We start from the raw sequence: 18,284 nt of genomic DNA, 5'->3' as shown, positions 1-18,284 counted from the left end.
GGGCTGTCCGTCAGGGGATCCGAGATGAGTCACACCACGTCGACGCGCACTCCCGCCGAGCGGATCGCCGCGACCGCCATCGGATCGGCGTCGGTATCGGTGACCAGCACCTGCACCTGTTCGATGCTGCAGATCCGGGCCAGCGCGGTGCGTTCCAGTTTGTCCGCGGTGGCGACCACCATGACGTGGCGGGAGCGGCGCACCATCTCGGTGGTCACGCCCGCCTCATCGATATGGCGGCACTGGGCGCCGCCCTCGGCGGAGATCGCGTTGACTCCGAGGATGAGCTCGTCCAGCCGCAGTTCGGCGAGCGCACGTTCGGCGAGGGGCCCGTGCAGTTCGTAGGACTCGCGGCGGGCGACGCCGCCGAGCACGACCGTGCGCATATGCGGGCGCAGCACCATCTCCCCCGCGATATTGAGCGCGTTGGTGACGATGGTCAGCTGCTCGTCACCGGTGATGCCCAGATCGGTGCGCCCGGCCAGGGCCCGGGCCACCGCGGTGGTCGTGGTGCCGCCGTTCATCGCGATCACCGCCCGCGGATCCACCAGGGACGCAGCGTGTTCGGCGATGCGCTGTTTGGCCTCGCCGCCGGTCTGGCGGTAGCGCGCGGGCAGGTCGTAGGCCACCGAGGTCGCGACCACACCGCCGTGCGTCCTGGTGGCCAGCTGTTGCTCGGCCAGCGCGGTGAAGTCGCGGCGCACGGTCGCCGAGGACACGCCGAGTCGCTCGGCGGCCTCCTCCACCGAGAGCCGCCCGGATTCGGCGAGCAGTTCGAGCAGGCGGTTCCACCGTTGCGGGCGGTCGGTCGGTCCCGTCATCTCACACCACCTCGCACGCGACCTGCAGTTTCACTTGGCACGCGGACAATCTGATCACAGGCACCCCGCCGACCGTAGAGATTCAGGCGCGGCGATGCCAAGCCGATCACTCTGCGCCCGCCGCACCGAACACCTGCGCCCGCCGCACCGATCACCCTGCACCCGCCGCACCGATCACCCTGCACCCGCCGCACCGACTACCCGCGCCCGCCCGCACCGACTACCCCGCGCCCGCCGCACCGACTACTCAGCGCCGCAGCTGTGACACCCCTGCCAGCGGCAGCGTGAGGAAGGACGCGGCGTGCTCGGTGCGCTGGATGTCGTACACCCCGCCGAGCAGCGCCGGGTAATCCTTCGGATTGAAGATGTGCGTCGGTGCGTCACCGGTGGCGATCGTCACCTGCAACCGATGGCCGGGCTGGAACACGTGGAAGGCCGGGCGCACCTTCACGTTGTACTCGGTCACCTGTCCCGGCACCACCGGCAGCAATGACTCCCGGGTACCGGAGTGGAACGCGCCGAGCACACTGCCGTCCGCGGTCCGCCAGGTGCGGTCCTCGTCCAGCGCCCGGAAGTTCCCGGCCAGTTGCCCGTCGGTGAGCGCGAAGACGGTGCCGTCCGGCGCGATGTCCTGCACGGTGACGCTGAACGCCGAGGCGGGCGTGTTCGAGGTGGCGAAGAGCGTGGCGCCGATCGGCCCGGCGAGCACGGTCGGCTCGGTGAACGGCTCGGTCGTGTACTGCGGATTGTCCAGCAGCCCTGGGATATCCGGGTGGGCGGGGAATTGCGCGCACGGATCATCGATCCCGGCCAGCGTGGTCAGCAGTTCGTAGACGCCGGAGAAGTTGCGCGAGAACGAGGCATTGCAGAGGGTGCCGCCGTTGACCGGAGTGAAGTTCACCCGGTCCGAACCCGTCTGGGCCACAGGGTGTTCCGACGTCAGACGACCACCCTCCGCCAGATAGAGGTGCTGGGTGGGCGTTTCGCGCACCGGATAGGTGGCGCTCTCGATCACGTTGCCGTTGATATCGATCGCGTGCAGCGGCGTCGCGGTCTCATCGATGCCGTTGCGGTCGTCCTTCAACCACCGGTCGAACCAGGCCAGTTGGATGGCGTGCATATCGATGTCCGTGTTGCGCTGCACGCCCGGTTGGACGTGGAACCAAGGGCCGGTGAGCATTTGGAAACGACCGCTGGACGGCGCGTCGGCGGGCATCGGGCCGTGGTGCGAGCGGCCCGCGTAGGCGTTCTGCAATCCGGCGAAGGTCCGCGGCGTACCGTCCTGCAGCAGGTCGTACTGCCCGCCGACCAGGTAGGTCGGGATCCCGTTGGCCCCGATCCGATCCAGTACGTTGTCGATCGCCCGGTCCTCCCAATACGGGCCGTTGTACGCCCGGTCCCCGTCGACCAGCGCGTTGAGCACCGACGGCCAGGTGCCCTCTGCGCGGAAGTGCGCGAGCAGGTGATCGACGAAGACACTGGCCAGCTTGCCGGGCTCGCGATACAACCCGAGGATCGGATCGAGCTGCGGCAGCAGGGTGATCGGGAATTGCAGCATCGAGGCGAGGAACGCGGTGTTGTAGAAACCGTCGTGCTCGAGCAGGTCCTGGAACGCGTGATTGCCCGCCATCAGCGGGAACATCGCCTTGACCGGCGAATCCGGTTCCAGCACACCGGCCGCGAACAGTTCGCTCATCCCGAGATAGGACAGTCCCCACAGCCCGACCTCACCGGTCGAGCCGGGCAGCCCTGCGGCCCACTGGATCACGCGCTTGGCGTCTTCGCGCTCTTGCGGTTGCAGGATGCTCCACTGACCGTTGGACGAGCCGGTGCCGCGGATATCGACGACCACGCTGATGTAGCCCCGTTTGACGAAATAGTCGCCATAGCCCGCGGCATCGCTGATCTGCTTCGCGACGTCGATGACACTCGGCAGCGCGTGCTCCAGCAGCGGACCGAGCCCCTCGTAGGACAGCAATCGCATGAACCCGGCGCTGTCCTTTCCATAGGCCGACTGGGTCAACACGATCGGGAAGGGCCCGGCCGCGGGCGCGCCCGACGCCTCCGTCGGGTAGCGGACGTCGGCGCGCAGCACGACGCCGTCGGCCATCGGCAGTTCGACGTTCTTGTGCTCACCGACGCCGTATCGCTCCGGCCCCGGCTGCCACCCGTCGGGTAATCCGGTGCGGGCGTTCGCTTTCGGGAAGTCGGCGACCGACGGCGGGGCGGCGAGCGCGAGCGGCGCGGCCAACGGCAGCGTCGCGGACGCGACGAGCACCCCCGCGGCGGCCGCGAGGCGGAGCAGATTCGTGGTGGTCCGTCGGACGGTCATCTTCATTGATCACCTACTGGATACGGAGCGGATCAGCGCCCACTCATGCCGGTTTCGGCTGGACCACCGGTCCGGCCAGGTCTCTGCGCAGCAGCTTCCCGGTGCTGGTGCGCGGCAGTTCGTCGACGAACGTGACGTCTCGCGGCACCTTGAACCGGGCCAGGTTCGCCTTCACGTACGAGCGGACCGCGTCCGCGTCCAGTTCCTGCTCGGGGTGGCGCACCACGAAAGCCGCCAGCCGCTGGCCGAATTCGTCGTCGGGCACGGCAACGATGGCGGCCTCGGCGATCGCCGGATGCGCGTAGAGCAACTCTTCGACCTCGCCGGGGAAGACGTTCTCGCCGCCGGAGACGATCATGTCGTCGTCGCGGCCGTCGATGAACAGCCGTCCACCCGAATCCCAGTGCCCCACATCGCCGGAGGACAGCAGGCCGTCGACGATGTCCTTGTTGCCGCCGCCGGAGTAGCCGCTGAACGACAGCATGCTCCGCACGTAGATGGTGCCGCGCCGGCCCGGCTCGGTGACCATCCGGCCGTCTTCATCGTAGAGCCGGACCGTGCACGCGGTCGGCGGTTTACCCACCGTCCCGGACGCCGCCCGCCAGTCCGCGGGCGTGGCGATGGCGGCGACGCCCACCTCGGTCGAGCCGTAGAAGTTGTAGAGCACGTCTCCGAACGCCGCGGCGGCCGCGTCACCGAGCGCGGCGGGCAGGGCCGAGCCGGCGCTGAAAACGATACGCAGACTGCTGGTGTCGTACCGTGCCAGCACTTCGGGTCCGAGGTCGAGCAGCCGGCGCAGCATGGTCGGCACCAGGACCAGCACCTGCGCCCGCTGGTCGGCGACGGCGGCCAGTGTGGCCGCCGCGTCGAATCGTCTGCGCAGCACCACCGTCGAGGCCAGCGACAACGCGAGAATGAACTGGTTCAGCGCGGTGCCGTGGAACAGCGGCGCGGCCAGCACCAGGGTTTGGTTGCGGCGCAACGGAATCCGCTCCAATAGCGCGGCCGCCGCGAGCGGGGACCGGATCTGGCGCGGTACCCCCTTCGGCGTGCCGGTGGTACCACCGGTGAGCAGCACGAAGCCGCCCTGGCGCGGCGGTGGCGGCAATTCCGCGGCATCGTTGGCCGCGATCAAGTCGCCGACCGTCACCACCCCCGCCGCAGCCCCCTCGTGTACCGCGAGTACCCGGCGCACTTCGGGGGGCAGCACCGCCAGCAGGTCGGCGAATTCGGCATCGTAGACAACGGCATTCACGCCCTCGCGGGCCGCGACGTCGGCCAGTTGCGGACCGGCGAATCCGGTGTTCAGCAGCACCAGCCCGGCGCCGATCTTGGCCGCCGCGAGCATGGTGTCCACCAGCTCGCGCCGATCCCGGCTCAGTGCCGCCACCGTGTCGCCCGGCCCGAGACCGAGCGCGGCGAACCCGCGCGCCAGCGCGTTGCTGCGCGCCTCCAGCTCCCGGTAGGTGAGCGGGCCCAGTTCATCGATCAGCGCGACCCGATCGGGTTCCCGGCGGGCCGACATCCGCACCGGCCCGGCGATGCCGCCGTACTGCCGCACCGCTCGCGACGCGCGCAGCACACCGATCGGGGCCAGCAGATCGATCATCCCCGCGCGCTGCAACACACCCACCGAATGCAGATTGACCAGCAGCGCTCGTGCGGCATTGCCGATGGCGGACATGAATACTCCGTCCAGAGAATTGTCTGCCACTCGACCGAGGGGCTCGCATCGACTGTAGGAGATTCAGCCAGTTTCGGCAAGACATCTTTTCAGATGAAATCCGCAAGCATTTCAGGCGTCGATTGCACTGAATTCAACTCAGGTGTAGACGAGCCCCGCGTGCACGAGATACGCGATCTCGTCGCAGATTTCATCGAGCGTGACGACCGAATCCGGCTTGGTGCTGTGCACCAATTCCTGGGCCAGCGAGTTCACCGCGCCGATCACCGCGAGCCCGAAAAGGTCGAAGCGCCGCGGCTTGGCCTCGCCGCGTTCGACACCGCGTTCGGCCTCACTGACCAGCAATGCCGACAGCAGCCGCCGCTGTTCGGTCCGCCATTCCTCCACCGCCGGGCTCACCCCGACCACTTCGACATAGCAGACCCGGGCCGAACGCTGATCCGCACAGGTCACCGCGAGATAAGCGCGGAAGCCCTCGACCACCCTGGTCGAGAGCGGTTCGTTCTCGGTTTTCGCCAGCGATTCCAAGGCTCGCTCCACCGCCCGCGAGGTGATCCGATTGACCAGCGCGATCAGCAATGCCTCGCGGCTGCCCATATCCTCGTAGAAACTACGCGTGGAAACGTTCGCGACCGCGCAGAGGCGCTCGATGGAAGTGGCTGCGTAACCCTGTGTTCCGAATAATTCCAGGGCGGCATCGATCAATCGGGTCTGCCGTTGGGCCACCCGTTGTTCCCGCGACAGCCCGCCGTAGCTGCGACCGTCCTTCGCGTCCTCTTCCCGCCGTGCCACCGTTCGATGCTACCCGTTCGCCGCCGGTGATCCCGGCGCGGACACCGGTCCGCGCCGGTCGCGGCCTACTTGTGCGCGCCGATCGCGTAGCCGACGAGCGCCTGCGCCATGGGCGGCAGAATCTCCGACAGGGCCTGACCGAACTGCGATTCGGGGATGGTGCTCACCGGACTGGTGATCGAGCAGCCCGGCGGCGCGGCCACACCGTCGAGCCGATCCTTCAGCCAATAGAACGCACCGGGCAGATGCGTCAGCACGCCGGAGATGTGCTCGGCCGCGAATTCCCGGACATAGGTCACACTGGGCGCGCCTTCCGCGCAGTATTTCTGCACGGTCGCGTCGGTACCCGCGATCGGAATGAGCTCGTCGTTCTGCGCGTGATAGAAGTAGATCGGCACGGTCGGCGTCTGCTGGCCGAGAGAATTGTCCGCAATGGCTTCCCGAATCTCGGGCAGCGTCAACGGATCTCCACCCTGAAACGTGCCGAAATAGTTGAACCCGGGGAACAGCGCGGCGCCCTGCGGATGGCACAGCACCTTCTTGGACGCCATCACGAATTGCCCGAGCAGATCGACGCGTTCCCGCATCACCCGTTGCATTTCCGGATATTCGGTGGAGATGCCGACGATCGCGGCCGAGATCAACCCGGCATAGACGCCGCCGTTGTTGTGCCGCACCACCCCGGCATAGTCACCTGCCGCGACACCGCCGGCCGCAATGCCGACGATATTGAGTTCCGGCGCATAGCTTTCCTTGATCTCCGGCACGAACGCGGAGGGAATCGTGCCGCCGGAGTAACCCCACAGCGCGACCGGGGTTTCCGGCCCGCTCAACTGCGCGGGTGCGAAATTCTCCGCCGCGCGAATACCGTCGAGTGTCGCCTGGGCATTCATCCGGGACGCGCCGTAGGCCGAATTCGGACCCTGATAGTCGGGCATCGCGATCGTCCACCCCTGCCCGAGACCCGCCGCGATCGGGACCAGCGTCTCCGCCGCGTTCACGTAATCGACCGGGATGGCGCCGGATTGGGCCACGTACGAGGGCGCGCAGTACTGCGCGACGCTGTCCTCGGCGATCTGATAGGACAGCAGCTTCGAGCCACCGGCCGGGGCGGGGCCACGCGGTTTCAGGACCGTGGTGACCGTCGCGATCGGTGCGCCGTGGCTGTTCGTGGTGCGGTAGAGCAGCTGCCACGCATCGACATTCAGCTGCAGGATGCCCATGAACGCGGGATAGATCGCCCGCGCGCGCAGGATCTCGCCGGGCTGCGCGGCCGCCACGTCACCGGCCGGCGGTCGATAGAAGTCGTCCAGCTCGGGCGGCAGGGTGAGCGCCGGGGCCGGCTCGACCCGCACCTGCTCCCCCGGTACCGCTTGCGCCGAGCCCAGACCCAGCCATGCCGCCATCAGCGCGATGACGCCGAGGGCGACGACGCGCCCACCATTGCGCACGCTCATCGAAGTGCCTTCCCGTTACCAACCATGACCCATATTGGTCAGAGATATTTTCAGATAACAGGGCAGAAGTCCAGACTCAGACAGTGGTGCGGTTCACGGCACGACAGCGGCGGGTGGCCCAGTGCACCACCCGCCGCGTCGAACTACTTGACGCTGCCCGCGGTAAGACCGGCCACCAGGCGCTTTTCGATCAGCGCGAACAGGATGACGACCGGGATGATACCCACGGTGGAAATAGCGAAGACGTATTGCCAGGACGTGTCGTACTGACCGACGAACTTGGTCAGCGCGACCGAGAGCGGCTGGTTCTCCGGCGTGGTCAGCACCACCAGGCTGGCGGCGAATTCGTTCCAGCAGGAGACCACGACGAAGATCGTCGCGGTGACGATGCCGGGCCACACCAGCGGCAGGCTCACCCGGACCAGGGTCTGCCAGCGGCTCAGCCCGTCCAGCTGCGCGGCCTCCTCGATCTCCACGGGTATGGCGGCGAAGAAGCTGTGCAGGATCCAGACCGCGAACGAGAGGTTGAACGCGGCGTTCACCAGGATCATCGCCAGGAAGGTGTCGTTGATGCCGACCGCGAAGAACTCCCGGATCAGACCGGTCACCAGCACCGTCGGCTGCAACATCTGGGTCACCAGCACCAGGCCGAGGAACACCGCGCGACCCGGAAACTTGTGCCGCGCCGTGTAATACGCGGCCGGGACGGCGACCAGCAGCACCAGCACCGTGGCGAACACCGAGATGATGACGGTGCTCATCATGTTGTAGGGCAGCGGCGTCTCCGGCGTGTCCCACATGGTGGCGTAGTTGTCCGGATGCCACGACTCGGGCAGGTAGGTCGGTGGGATGCGCAGGATTTCGGCGCGATTCTTCAACGAGCCGAGCACCATCACGATGAACGGCAGCAGGAACAGCGCCGCGATCACCACGCCGACCGCGGTCAGTTCCCACCGGCGCCGCTTCGCCCGGGCCTTGGGCCGCTCGGCCGGCTCGGCCACCGCGATTGCGCCCGTGACCTTTTCGATCTGCGTGACGTCGGCGTCGGCGGTCATCCGTCCACCTCCTGGGTAGGCCGGATCACCTTCACGTAGATCGCGATGATCACGATGATCAGGACGAAGTTCAGCACGCTCATCGCCGCGGCGGTGTCGACCTGCTGGTTCTGCCGAATCAGCTTGAACATCAACGTGGTTGTGGTGTCCGCCTGGAAGCCCGCGATACTGCCGGTGATCACCTGCAGGATCGGCAACGAGTTGAACGAGTTGATGATGTTGATGATGGTCGCGACGGCGATCGCCGGACGCAGCTGCGGCAGAATGAGATACCGGTAGCGCTGCCACGCACCCGCGCCGTCGACCCGGCCCGCCTCACTGATCTCGGCCGGAATCGACTGCAGCCCGGCCAGAATCGTGTAGGTGGTGAACGGGATCGAGACGAACACCGCCACGCCGATCGCGACCAGGAACGCGGGCGTCGGCTGCTTGGTGAAGCCGTAGCCGCGATCCAGCAGGCCGATATCGACCAGGAACCGGTTCGCGATGCCGACGTCGGGATCGAGCATGTAGTAGAAGATCGTCGTCGTCATCACCACGGACGCGGCCCACGGCACCAGCACCGCCATCCGCACCGCGGTGCGGCCGGGGAAGTCCTTGCTCAGGAACTGGGCCAGCCCCGCCGAGATCACCAGCGTGATCAGGACGACGGCGACGACCCAGAGCACCGTGTGCAGCAGCACCGAGCCGAGCTCGGAGATCCCGAACAGGGTGCGGAAGTTCTCCAGACCGGCCGCGCCGCGGTCCTGACCGTAGGCGCTCAGATCCCTGGTACTGGTCCACACCATGTAGCAGGCGGGGAAGGCGACGATAGCCGCGATCAGGACCAGCGAGGGTCCGATCCACGGTATCGCCGCCAGAGTTCCTTTCCGCCGCACGCTACTTCGCGGCTTCCTGGATGCGCTGCAACACCTGGGCCGGGTCGGTGCCCTGCGCGATGGTGCCCATCTGCTGCCGGATAGCGCCCTGCGCCGCAGCCCATTTCGGGTTGTTGCTCGGGTAGAACTGGGCCACCGCGAGGGTCGAGCCGAACGCCTTGGTCACCGGGTCCGAGGCGAGCTTGGCGGCCGCGGTGTTGGTGATCGGGATGAAGCCTTCGGTCGAGACGAACTTCGCGTAGACATCGGCGCCGTAGAAGAAGTCGAGGAACTTCTTGATGTTCGCCGCCTTCTTGCCGTCCTTCTTGAACGCCATCAGGTGATCGGCCACGCCGAGCGTCACGGGGGTGCCGGACTTGGTCGGCGACGGCGCGGTCGCGTACTTCAGGCTCGGGTTCTTCGAGGCGATCTGGCCGATGGTCGGCGGCAGGCCCTCGATCATGCCGATCTTGCCCTGGATGAACGCGTTGATCACGTCCTTGCGGTCGGTCGCGCCCGGATTCGGCTGGGTGACACCGGCATCGGCGATCTCGCGCATGGCGCGCACGCCCTCGAGGTTGGCCGGGGTGTCGACGGTGACCTTGTCACCGTCGGACCAGGTGCCGCCCGCGCCGAAGGTCCAGATGGAGGTCTCGCCCTGTGCTTCCTCGCTGCCCAGCGGCAGACCGTAACCGGACACCCCGCCGCCGAGGGCCTGGATCTTCTTGGCCGCGTCGGTCAGTTCGGCCCAGGTCTTGGGCGGCGTGGCGATGCCCGCCTTGGTGAACAGGTCGGTGTTGTAGAACAGCGTGCGGGTGGAGGCGAACAGCGGCAGCGCGTACTGCGTCCCGTTGAGCGAGGCGTTCTTCGCGAAACCGGGCTGAATATCCGAAAGTACCTGCGGGGAGACGATTTCGGAAGCGGGGTAGAGCATGCCGTCGCTGGCGAAACTGGAGTACGCGTCGATGTTCAGGATGTCCGGCGTGGTCGACTCCGACTGCAACTTGGTGCGCACCACGTCGTTGATCGAGTTCCAGGACTCCATCTGCAGATTCACCTTGATATCGGGATTCTGCTTCTGGAAGTCCGCGATGATGCCGTCCCACAGCGCCTTCGTACCGTTGGCCCCATCGCTGTAGGCCGGAGCTAAGAAGTTGATCGTGGTGTCGGAGTCGGCGGAATCTTTCGAGCCGAACCCACAGGACGAGATCGCCAGCGCCAGGCCGGTGACCATCGCGACCCCCGCGAGCACGCCGTGGAGTGGTCTTTTCACGAGTAGAACCTTTCAAATTTGCACATCCGGCGCCACTGGACAGCCGATGATGGGATCGACCTGATCGACCCGACACTCAATCTAGACCCCATCTTGATCATATGTGACCGATTCGCTCGTTAAGTTGACATGAACGATCACCGGGCGGATTCTGTTGTTGTGTCGATCTCAGCCGAACCCACGCCCGCCACCCACCTGGCCAAAGAGGTCGCCACCCAGCCTGACGACTGGGCGCGCGCCGAAACGATCGCCGCCGAACACCGCGAGATCCTCCCCCAAAAGGGCGAGCGAGTCGCCGTGATCGGTTGCGGCACATCCTTGTTCATGTCCAAAGCGATCGCGGCCCTGCGCGAGCGAGCCGGCCACGGTCTGACCGACGCCTGGCCCGCCAGCGAGGTCCGCTCCGGCCGCGAGTACGACCGCTATCTGGTGATCTGCCGCTCCGGCACCACCACCGAGGTGGTCAACGCGATGCGCGAGCTGCCCGCGGACGTCCCCCGCACCGTCATCTGCTCCAGCCCGGACACCCCCGTGCTCGAACTGGGCGACCCGATCCTGATCGACGAGGTCGACGAGGAATCGGTGGTGCAGACCCGCTTCGCCACCACCACGCTGGCCATCCTGCGCTGGCACTTCGGCGAGGACCTCGAGCCCGTGATCGCCCAGGCCCGGGCCGTGCTGGCCGAGGACCCGACGGTGTCGCTGGCGCACGTCCGCCACGCCGAGCAGATCAGCTTCGTCGGCATGGGCTTCGCCGCCGCCATCGCCGAGGAATCCGGCCTCAAGCTGCGCGAATCCTGCCAGTCCTGGACCGAGTCCTACCTGTCCACCGAATACCGGCACGGCCCGATCGCCATCTCCGCCCCCGGTCGCGCGGTCTGGGCGTTCGGCCCGCTGGTGCCGAACTTCGCCGCCGATATCGCGAGCACCGGTGCGCACTTCGAGCACCGCGACATCGACCCGATGGCCGATCTGGTGCGCGTGCACCAGCTGTGCATCCTGCGCGCGGCCGACCTCGGGCTCGACCCCGACCACCCGCGTGGCCTCAACCGCTCGGTCGTCCTGGACCAGTGAGGGATCCGGTTCGGTGAGCCCCGAGCAGACCGCGGCGTCGGTATCGACGCCGCCACCGGCACCGGGAACCAAGCCCTGTCCCGAAGTCCGGCCGGACTTCGGGACAGGGCCTAGTGTGCGAAGCATGTCAGCCGAGCACGACCCGAAGAGCACAGACCGGCCCGGCCATGCCGCGGCCGGATCGTCCGACCAGGCCGCTACCGCGGCCGAGGTGGGCGCGGGCGCCGCTGCGAACAGCACGACGCCCTCGGCCGGTGCCGCCAGGCCCGCGATCGGCGCTGCCGGGCCGACCGCGACGGCTCGTCCTGGCAGCCCGTCGACGGGGCAGACCGCGGCACCTGCGCGGCCTGCCCCGTTGCCCGACGACGCACTGGTCCTCGGGCTGGACGTCGGCGGCACCACGATCAAGGGCGAAATCACCGACCACGCAGGCGAAGTGCTCGCCGTCGCGACCGTGGCCACGCCGCAGGGCGAGGCGGCGTTCGAGGCAATGGGCGCGCTCGGCGATCACCTGCTGGCCGAAGTGACCGCGGCCCAACGGGATCGGGTGCGTCGCGCGGCTGTGGTCCTGCCCGGGATCGTCGATTCCGTCCGCTCGATCGCGGTGTTCAGCAGCAATGTCGGCTGGCGGGACGTGCACATCGGCGACCGGTTCCGCGACCGCTGGGGCATCCCGGTGCTCATCGAACACGATGTCGCCGTGGCGGGTTGGGCCGAATGGCGCTTCGGCGCGGGCCGCGGGCACGACAACGTCTGCGTCGTCATCCTGGGCACCGGCATCTCCGGCACGCTGTCCGTCGGCGGGCACCTGGTGCGCAGCAGCTACGGCCAGGTCGGCGAATACGGGCACATCCCGGTGCGCCCGGACGGGCTGCCCTGCCCGTGCGGCAACACCGGATGCGTGGAGACCGTGGCCTCCGGCGCGTCGATCGCCCGCGCCTACACCCGCCGCACCGGTCGCGAAATCACAGGCGCGGCAGAGGTTTTCGCGCTGGTCGAGACCGACCCCGATGCCAAAGCCGTGCTCGTGGACGCGGTGGACGCGCTGGCCGACGGACTGATCGGCATCGTGCACGCGGCCTGTCCGGAGCTGATCATCCTCGGCGGCGGGCTCGCCGGTGCGGGCGCGGCCCTCACCGACCCGCTGCACCAGGCCATCGCCGACCGCCTCCGCCTGGTACCCGCCCCGCATGTCGTACTCGGCGAATACGGCGCCCGCGCCGGCCTGATGGGCGCCGCGTTGTTCGCCCGCCAGGGGGCGCTGGCATGAGCCCGGTGGCCCCCACCGCGGCCCGCCCGTCCGCGAGTCCCCGCCGGGTCGCCGTCGGCCCGTCGCGGCACGCCCGGGCTGCCGGTGCGGGCCCTGCCGCCTTCCACCCAACTGGGTACCCGCCCCAGATTGACGGGCACCAAGCGCCGGATCGACCATGGCATGGACCACTGGTCACCGGTGCGCCCCACGACCGTCCGGCAGCACGAGCGATACCTGCCGCGGGCCGCCGCACGCCCGCGGCCCGAAGCTGCCGGTATCGACCGATCGTCACCGTTGCGGCCCGCGACCAGCGCGCCAATAGGGTGTTCCTATGAGTCCGGGTACGGAATTGGCTATTCGTGGGCGCGTGGTGTGCGCGTCCGCTCAGTGGGACGACGGTGTCGTCTCGATTGTCGGCGATCGGATCAGTGCGGTCGTGCCCTATCCGGAATGGGTTGCGGCACATCCGGGGTCGGCGGAACCGGAGTTCGCGGGCACGCTGCTGCCCGGACTGATCGACATCCACAATCACGGCGGGCTCGGGCATCGGTTCGACTCCGTCGACACGGCCGAGGCGCGGGCCGCCGCGGCTTTCCACCACGCGAGCGGGTCCACGACCGTGGTCGCGAGCATCGTGACCGCGGCCGCCGCGGACATGGTGGCGCAGACCGCGATGCTGCGCGGACTGGCCGAGGACGGCGTGCTCGGCGGCATCCACGCCGAGGGCCCGTTCCTGTCCGAGGCCCGCTGCGGGGCGCAGGATCCGCGGTTCCTGCGCGACCCCGACCTCGAGCTGACCGACCAGCTGCTGCGAGCCGGCGGCGGCGCGTTGCGGATGATGACGCTCGCACCGGAACGTTCCGGCTATGACGCGGTCGCGCAGCGGCTCACCGAGCACGGCGTGGTGGTCGCGCTCGGCCACAGCAACGCCGACTTCTCGTCGTTCCTGAAGGCCTTGCGGCCCACCGGCTTCGGCAGCGTGGTGACCCACCTGGCGAACGGCATGCCGCCGCTGCACCATCGCGCACCGGGACCGGTCGGGGCGGGTCTCGTGGCGGCCGCGGCCGGGCACGCGATCGTCGAGCTGATCGGTGACGGTGTGCACGTCGATCCCGGGTTCGCCGCGCTGGTCTTCGCGACCGCGCCCACCCGGGTCGCGCTGATCACCGACGCGATGCAGGCGGCGGGACTCTCGGACGGCGAGTATCAGCTCGGCCCGCAGTCGGTCACCGTGCGCCGAGGCGTGGCCCGCATCGCGAACGGGTCGCTGGCGGGCGGCATCAGCACCCTGCTCGACTGTGTCGCGCGGGCGGTCCGCGAATCCGGGGTGCCGCTCGAGGCCGCGGTCCGCGCCGCCACCGCGACGCCCGCCGCGGCGCTCGGCCTCGCCGACGTCGGTGACCTGCGCGCGGGATATTTCGCCGACCTGTTGATAGTCGGTGACAATCTCCATTTGCATCGGGTGCTCAGGCGAGGACAGTGGTTGTCGTGATCCTTACCGTGACCATGAACCCCGCCTACGACATGACCTACCGGGTCGAGCACTTCGAACGCGGCCAGGCGCACCGGGTCCGTTCCGTCGAGCAACGCATCGGCGGCAAGGGCATCAACGTCACCCGGGTGCTCAACCAGCTCGGGAAGTATGCGCGGGCAACCGGTTTCGCCGATCACGCATTCGCGGCCGCCGCCGAGCTGGAGATGCCGGTCGATTTCGTGCACGCGCTGCCCTGGGTCCGGCGCACCGTGGTGATCAGCGAATCCGAGGACGGCACCGCCACCGCCCTGTGGGAGCCCGGCGCCCGGGTCTCCAACCCACACGCCGCCGAACAGCTCGCGGTCCGGGTCACCGGCATGCTGCCCGATATCGACGGCCTGGTCATCTCCGGCTCGCTGCCCGGCGGTATCGCGGCGACGCTGCCCGCCGAGATCGCCCGCGGCGCCATCGCCGCCGACGTGCCGACCATCTGCGATGTGGACGGCGAGGCCTTGCGCCTGGCCGCCCAGGTCCCCGGCGTGGTCCTGATGCCCAACGGCGACGAACTGCACCGGCTCACCGGCGTCAAACCGGCCACCGCCGAAGAGGTCGTCACCGCCGCGTACCCGCTGATCGAGAGCGGGGTGCGGGCGGTGATCGCCACCCGCGGCGCCGACGGCATGGTCGCGGTCACCGCCGAGGGCGCCTGGTTCGCCGCGCTGCCCGAACCGCTGGCCGGAAATCCCACGGGTGCGGGCGATTCCGCCACCGCCGCGGTGATCGCCGCGCTCACCGCCGACGAGGTCCCCGACTGGCCGACCATTCTCACCGACGCGGTGGCCACCTCCGCCGCCGCCGTGGTCATCCCGGTGGCCGGCGAGATCGATCGCTGCCTGCGCACCCGCATCGCCCCGACCGTCCGAGTCACCCGGCTCGACCTACCCACCGCCCAGGAGCCGACGGCGTGAGCGCCGCGGCGGCCTGAGCCCCGCAGAAAGAGATATCGATGCCGCTGACGCCTGTTTCCGAGTTGGTCACCACCGCCGCGCCCGGCGGGCTCGGGGCGTTCAACGTGATCGTGCTGGAGCACGCGGAGGCCATCGCGGCGGCCGCGGAAGCGGCGAAACGACCTGTGGTGCTCCAGCTTTCGGAAAACACGGCGAGCTATCACGGCGGCCTCGCGCCGCTGGCCCTCGCCTGTTTGCGGGTCGCGGCCGACAGCAGCGCCGCCATCGCGGTGCACCTCGACCACGCGACCGATCCGGCATTGGTGCGGGCCGCGGTCGAACTCGGCGTCGGCTCGGTGATGTACGACGGCTCCACCCTGGACTACGCCGCCAACGTGGCGAGCACCGCCGAGATCACCCGCTGGTGCCACGAGCGCGGCGTGCACGTCGAAGCCGAACTCGGCGAGGTCGGCGGGAAGGACGGTGCGCACGCCCCCGGCGTCCGCACCGATCCGGACGAGGCCGTCGAGTTCGTCGCCGCCACCGGCGTCGACGCGCTGGCCGTCGCGGTGGGCTCGTCGCACGCCATGCACACGCGCACCGCGACCCTCGACCACGAATTGATCGCCCGGCTCGCGGCCAAAGTGCCGGTCCCCCTGGTCCTGCACGGCTCCTCCGGCGTCTCCGACGACGGGCTGCGCGCGGCGGTCGAGCACGGCATCACCAAGGTCAACATCGCGACCCGGCTCAATGTCCTGATGACCGAGGCGGTCCGCACGGCCCTGGCGGCCGATCCCGCCCTGTCCGATCCGCGCAAATACCTGGGCCCCGGGCGCGCGGCGGTACAGCACGAAGTCACGCGCTTCCTGCAGCTCTTGGCCTGACCTGGAAAAGGCGCAGTCGGCGGCGCCAACTTCCACGCCGCCGACCGCTGGGAAGGGTGAACCGTTCCCATGCGGTCCACCGAAGCTCGGTCCCCCGGGAGAGGGCGGCCGGCGGCAGCAGGATTACCGCCGCCGACCGCTCGGGGAGGGGTGCATCGGGGCAGCCGATCCACCAACACCGTCCACACTGCCCGACCCACCTGAACGCTTCCCCTGACGCACCTGAGATTCCGTTAGGAACCCATACGACCCGCCCTAGTCGGGGATCGGGGCGGTCAGCGCGATGTTGACCCAGCTCGGGGCCTCCGGATCGAGGCGCAGATGCTGCGGACGGAGGCCGGAATCGACCAGGAAGGGGGCAGGCGGCAGACCCTTCGGGAAGTTGCTGGCGTACACGTCCACCCGCAACCGGTGCCCGGGCTGCAATACCGCGTCGATCGGCGTCACGGCGACATCCAGCGCGACCGGCTCCCCTGGCACGGTCTGCTGCCGCCGGTCCAGATCCAAGAAGTATTGCGGCGCGGTGTAGTCGCCGTTCGCAGACTTCTTGCTGGCGGCCTCGTCGATCTGGCGCAGCGAGGAGACCAGCTGCCCGGTGGCGATCTCCCGGGACGTGCCGTCGGGCGCCACATCGTTGATCGTCGTCACCCAGTAGCCGTCGGCCGCCTCGTGGGTCACGTTGAGGTGCACGCTGATCGGGCCCGAGATGGTGGTCGCCTCGGCGACCGGGCTGCTGGTGAAACTCAAACCGTCGTGCTCCCATACGCGCGAGTCGTTGCCGCACGCGTCCAGGATCGCGGTGATGCCCGCGGTGATCCGGGCCGAGTCCCGGCCGCACAGGCTCAGCAGACCCGGCGCGACCGTCAGGTCGCGAGTCGCACCCTGCCGCGGGCTTTCCGCGAGACCGCCGTCGTAGACCGAGGCCGCGGCGGTGCCCGAGGGCACGTCGTTGAAGTACACGCGCCGATAGGTCGCCTCGGTGCGTGGGAATTCCGACAGGTCCGTCCAGCCCCCGCCCTGCTGCTTGACCACGATCGGCGCGTATTCCTCGATGCCGTTGTCGATTCCGCGCAGCCAGTGGTCGAACCAGGCGCGCTGCAACACATCCAGTCGCGGCGGCATGCCGGGATGCCCGAATCCGCCCACCCCGGAACCGATGTGGTAGCCGTCGCCCATGATCAGCTTCTTCTGCTCCGTGGACAGCGGGATCTTGTCGAACGTGTCGGTCGGTGTGGTGCCGAAGATGTCGAACCAGGCACCCACCATGAACAGCGGCACCCGGATGTTGTCGACCTTGGCCTTCAACCCCTGCCGGAACGGCGAATTCGGGTCCACCAGCTCCCGGGTCCGCGGGGTGAGCTGGTCCGGCGACAACGCCGTGTAACCGTTGGCCACCATGTCGACCAGGGTCAGCGGGTCGGCGATGCGGTCCTTCAACCACTGCAATTGCTGTGCGGGATCGAACTTTCCGACGGCGAGCGCGGTGACGTCGGGAATCATCTTGAGCGCGTTGACACCCACCAGCCACGGCACCAGGAAGCCGACGCCCACCGCGCCGCCCGGACCGGCGATATCGGTGAAGATGTCGGCGCTGGGTTCGTAGGCGAACACCGCCTTCAGCCCCGGCGGCCGCCGATCGGTGGCCTCGATCGCGGAGATCCCGGTGAACGAGACGCCCATGGTGCCCACCGTGCCGTCGCTCCAGGACTGCCGGGTGATCCAGTCGATCACCTCGGCCGAATCCTGCTTCTCCCGTTCGCCGAAGACCTGCCAGGTGCCTTCGGAAGTGCCGGTACCGCGCATGTCGACCTGCACCAGGGTGTAGCCGGCTTCGGTCAGCGCCCAGTCCTGTATGGCGGCCTCCAGTGCGCCGCCATCGAGCTGGCGGGTCATATCGAACAGGCCGTCGATCCCGACGCCGGGCAGATTGATCGAGGCGAGCCAAGCCTCCAGCGGCTTCTTGATGCCCAGCCCGTCCGCCGAGGCCAGCACCGCCTGCCCGACCAGGATCGGCAGTTTGCCGTAGCCCTGCATCTGCAGGATCACCGGTCGGCGACCGTCGGCGAGGCGGCCGTCGCGCGCCGGATGGATGATGTCGGCCTTGAGCACCTTGCCGTCGCTCATCGTGATCGGCACCGCGAGATCGGGGCTGATCCCGTTGTAGGGCTGTGGCCCGTCCACCGCCGCGGTCCATTGCGCGGCACGTGCGCCACCGTCGATTCCGGTGAAGCCCCCGACCGGCTCACCGAAGGCGGCCGTGGTCAGGAATGGTGCGCCCGCCAGGACCACCGCTGCCACCGCCATGCTCCGCATCACGAACCGCTTCCGATGTGTCCCGTCTCTCATTCGTTCCATGGGCCAGATTGTTGCTACCGGCCGGTA

14 protein-coding genes are annotated in these 18,284 nt (G+C 68.6%); 5 read left to right on the top strand and 9 right to left on the bottom strand.

Annotation, left to right across the window (positions count from 1 at the left end):
- Nucleotides 1–29: 29 nt before the first annotated feature.
- The 8 genes from NVU01S_RS32315 to NVU01S_RS32280 all read right to left on the bottom strand — a co-directional run bounded on the left by NVU01S_RS32315 (nt 30) and on the right by NVU01S_RS32280 (nt 10,271).
- Complete coding sequence (locus NVU01S_RS32315) at nt 30–821, bottom strand: DeoR/GlpR family DNA-binding transcription regulator (protein ID WP_014988659.1); 792 nt, start codon at nt 819–821, stop codon at nt 30–32.
- Nucleotides 822–1,068: 247 nt separating this feature from the next.
- Nucleotides 1,069–3,153 (bottom strand): CocE/NonD family hydrolase, encoded by a 2,085-nt coding sequence (locus tag NVU01S_RS32310; protein ID WP_167829366.1) that lies wholly within the window; start codon nt 3,151–3,153, stop codon nt 1,069–1,071.
- A 43-nt stretch (nt 3,154–3,196) separates the two neighbouring features.
- A complete protein-coding gene (locus NVU01S_RS32305; protein ID WP_052280451.1) occupies nt 3,197–4,837 on the bottom strand; it encodes an AMP-binding protein in 1,641 nt (546 codons plus the stop codon).
- Nucleotides 4,838–4,975: 138 nt separating this feature from the next.
- Entirely contained in the window at nt 4,976–5,629 is a 654-nt protein-coding gene (locus NVU01S_RS32300; RefSeq protein WP_043668368.1) for a TetR/AcrR family transcriptional regulator, read from the bottom strand.
- A 65-nt stretch (nt 5,630–5,694) separates the two neighbouring features.
- Entirely contained in the window at nt 5,695–7,086 is a 1,392-nt protein-coding gene (locus NVU01S_RS32295; RefSeq protein WP_082031979.1) for a lipase family protein, read from the bottom strand.
- A gap of 143 nt (nt 7,087–7,229) precedes the next feature.
- Entirely contained in the window at nt 7,230–8,141 is a 912-nt protein-coding gene (locus NVU01S_RS32290; RefSeq protein WP_043668365.1) for a carbohydrate ABC transporter permease, read from the bottom strand.
- Entirely contained in the window at nt 8,138–9,019 is an 882-nt protein-coding gene (locus NVU01S_RS32285; protein ID WP_014988665.1) for a carbohydrate ABC transporter permease, read from the bottom strand. The genes NVU01S_RS32290 and NVU01S_RS32285 overlap by 4 nt, the downstream gene beginning before the upstream one ends.
- Nucleotide 9,020: 1 nt before the next feature.
- Nucleotides 9,021–10,271 carry an extracellular solute-binding protein gene (locus NVU01S_RS32280; protein WP_043668362.1) on the bottom strand — a complete coding sequence of 417 codons (1,251 nt, stop codon included), beginning with the start codon at nt 10,269–10,271 and terminating at the stop codon, nt 9,021–9,023.
- A 159-nt stretch (nt 10,272–10,430) separates the two neighbouring features.
- Between NVU01S_RS32280 and NVU01S_RS32275 the strand changes: the two genes are divergently transcribed.
- The 5 genes from NVU01S_RS32275 (at nt 10,431) to NVU01S_RS32255 (ending at nt 15,902) form a co-directional block, all read left to right on the top strand.
- Nucleotides 10,431–11,345: an SIS domain-containing protein gene (locus NVU01S_RS32275; protein ID WP_043668558.1), complete on the top strand. Its 915-nt coding sequence runs from the start codon at nt 10,431–10,433 to the stop codon at nt 11,343–11,345.
- Nucleotides 11,346–11,469: 124 nt separating this feature from the next.
- Nucleotides 11,470–12,615 carry an ROK family protein gene (locus tag NVU01S_RS32270; protein WP_052280448.1) on the top strand — a complete coding sequence of 382 codons (1,146 nt, stop codon included), beginning with the start codon at nt 11,470–11,472 and terminating at the stop codon, nt 12,613–12,615.
- Between the two features lie 313 nt (nt 12,616–12,928).
- A complete protein-coding gene (locus NVU01S_RS32265) occupies nt 12,929–14,089 on the top strand; it encodes an N-acetylglucosamine-6-phosphate deacetylase (protein ID WP_043668359.1) in 1,161 nt (386 codons plus the stop codon).
- Nucleotides 14,086–15,039, top strand: a complete 954-nt coding sequence (locus NVU01S_RS32260; RefSeq protein ID WP_082031978.1) for a hexose kinase — start codon at nt 14,086–14,088, stop codon at nt 15,037–15,039. Before NVU01S_RS32265 ends, NVU01S_RS32260 begins: the two co-directional genes overlap by 4 nt.
- Nucleotides 15,040–15,077: 38 nt before the next feature.
- The gene (locus NVU01S_RS32255; RefSeq protein WP_043668353.1) at nt 15,078–15,902 is read left to right on the top strand and encodes a class II fructose-bisphosphate aldolase; all 825 of its coding nucleotides are present in this window, start codon (nt 15,078–15,080) and stop codon (nt 15,900–15,902) included.
- Between the two features lie 255 nt (nt 15,903–16,157).
- Here the strand turns inward: NVU01S_RS32255 and NVU01S_RS32250 are convergent, their stop codons facing one another.
- Nucleotides 16,158–18,257: a CocE/NonD family hydrolase gene (locus NVU01S_RS32250; protein WP_244467202.1), complete on the bottom strand. Its 2,100-nt coding sequence runs from the start codon at nt 18,255–18,257 to the stop codon at nt 16,158–16,160.
- Between the last annotated feature and the right edge of the window lie 27 nt (nt 18,258–18,284).

The sequence above is a fragment of the Nocardia vulneris genome (assembly GCF_001613425.1).
In the GTDB taxonomy this organism is placed as follows: Bacteria; Actinomycetota; Actinomycetes; order Mycobacteriales; family Mycobacteriaceae; genus Nocardia; species Nocardia vulneris.
Note: the sequence above shows the minus strand (reverse complement) of the source record. Positions and strands in the feature narration are given on the sequence as shown.